The sequence below is a fragment of the Acinetobacter sp. 1207_04 genome (assembly GCF_052850415.1).
In genome coordinates, this window is the sequence record NZ_VXCQ01000036.1 from 1 (window position 1) to 1812 (window position 1812).

The 1812-nt window shown below is 43.9% G+C and carries 1 protein-coding gene; it reads left to right on the forward strand.

Features of this window, described 5'->3' with window-relative positions; translation table 11 throughout:
* Positions 1–1812, forward strand: a 1812-nt coding sequence (locus tag FW754_RS16360) for an Ig-like domain-containing protein (protein WP_446325256.1), incomplete at both ends; no start/stop codon positions are given.

The following is a 1812-nucleotide window of genomic DNA, read 5'->3' on the forward strand; positions in this document are numbered from 1 at the left end:
GCCCGATCACAGGTGAAACAGAGCCAGGTGCAGAGGTTATTGTTAAACTCCCAGATGGTACAACAGTTACGACTGTTGCAGACTCGAAAGGGCATTGGGAAGTACCTCCAAATCCTGATTTAAAAGATGGTGATGTAGTCGAAGTAATTGCGAAAGATCCTGCAGGCAATGAAGGCACAGCACAAGAAGAAGTTGATGGCAAAGCACCAATTATTGATATAGATCCAATCAAGCCAGGTGGCCCGATCACAGGTGAAACAGAGCCAGGTGCAGAGGTTATTGTTAAATTCCCAGATGGTACAACTGTTACGACTGTTGCAGACTCGAAAGGGCATTGGGAAGTACCCCCAAATCCTGATTTAAAAGATGGTGATGTAGTCGAAGTAATTGCGAAAGATCCTGCAGGCAATGAAGGTACAGCACAAGAAGAAGTTGATGGCAAAGCACCAATCATTGATATTGATCCAATTGATTCAAAGGATCCAATCACAGGTGTGACTGAGCCAAATTTACACGTTGTTGTAACATTCCCAGATGGTACAACCGTTACGACTGTATCTGATGCACAAGGTCAATGGACTGTACCGAACCCAGGCACGCTAAAAGATGGTGATGAAGTTACTGCAACGGCGAAAGACAAAGCAGGTAATATTGGTACAACTAAAGAAGTTGTAGATATTTTTGTTGATCCGGGTGAGTCTGATTCTGACAGTGATTCAGACTCTGACAGTGACTCTGATTCTGACAGTGATTCAGACTCTGACAGCGACTCTGATTCGGACAGTGACTCTGATTCTGACAGCGACTCTGATTCTGACAGCGACTCTGATTCTGACAGCGACTCTGATTCTGACAGCGACTCTGATTCTGACAGCGACTCTGATTCTGACAGCGACTCTGATTCGGACAGCGACTCTGATTCTGATAGTGACTCTGATTCGGACAGTGACTCTGATTCGGACAGTGATTCTGATTCTGACAGCGACTCTGATTCGGACAGTGACTCTGATTCTGATAGCGACTCTGATTCAGACAGCGACTCTGATTCTGACAGTGATTCAGACTCTGACAGCGACTCTGATTCGGATGTTGATCCATTGGATAAACCAGAAGGTGATGATGATGTTGGTATTCATAAAGGTGCAATTATTGATGGCACAGTAACGGATGATAGTAAGCCTTTACTTTCAGGGACAGGTGCTGTTCCAGATGCAATCATTAAAATTTATGATGGTTTAAATCCTGTAGCCATTGGTTCTACAACTGCCAATTCAAGTGGTGAGTGGTCATTCACACCAACTAATCCTCTAATAGATGGTTTGCATAGTATTACTGCAACTCAAATGGTAAGCGGTGTTGAAAGTTCTAAGTCACCAGCACTTGAGTTTGAAGTAGATACTCTTATTGCAACACCAGACATTGGTCCAATTAAACCAACAGATCCAGAAATTACAGGTACGGCTGAGCCAAATTCAAAAGTCACTGTGACATTCCTTGACGGTACAACCGTTGTTGTACAAGCTGATAGCACAGGTCATTGGTCAGTACCAAATCCTGGTAATTTAAAAGAAGGCGATGATGTAACAGCTATTTCTGAAGATAAGGCGGGTAATATTTCACCAATTGGTAAGGAGATGGTGAACGATGGTGTAGGTCCTGTTATCGACATCAACCCGATCAATCCAAAAGATCCGATCACGGGTGCAACTGAGCCAGGTGCAGACGTTACAGTTAAATTCCCAGATGGTACGACAGTAACCACTGTTGCAGACTCAAAAGGTAATTGGACAGTACCGAACCCAGGCAACTTAA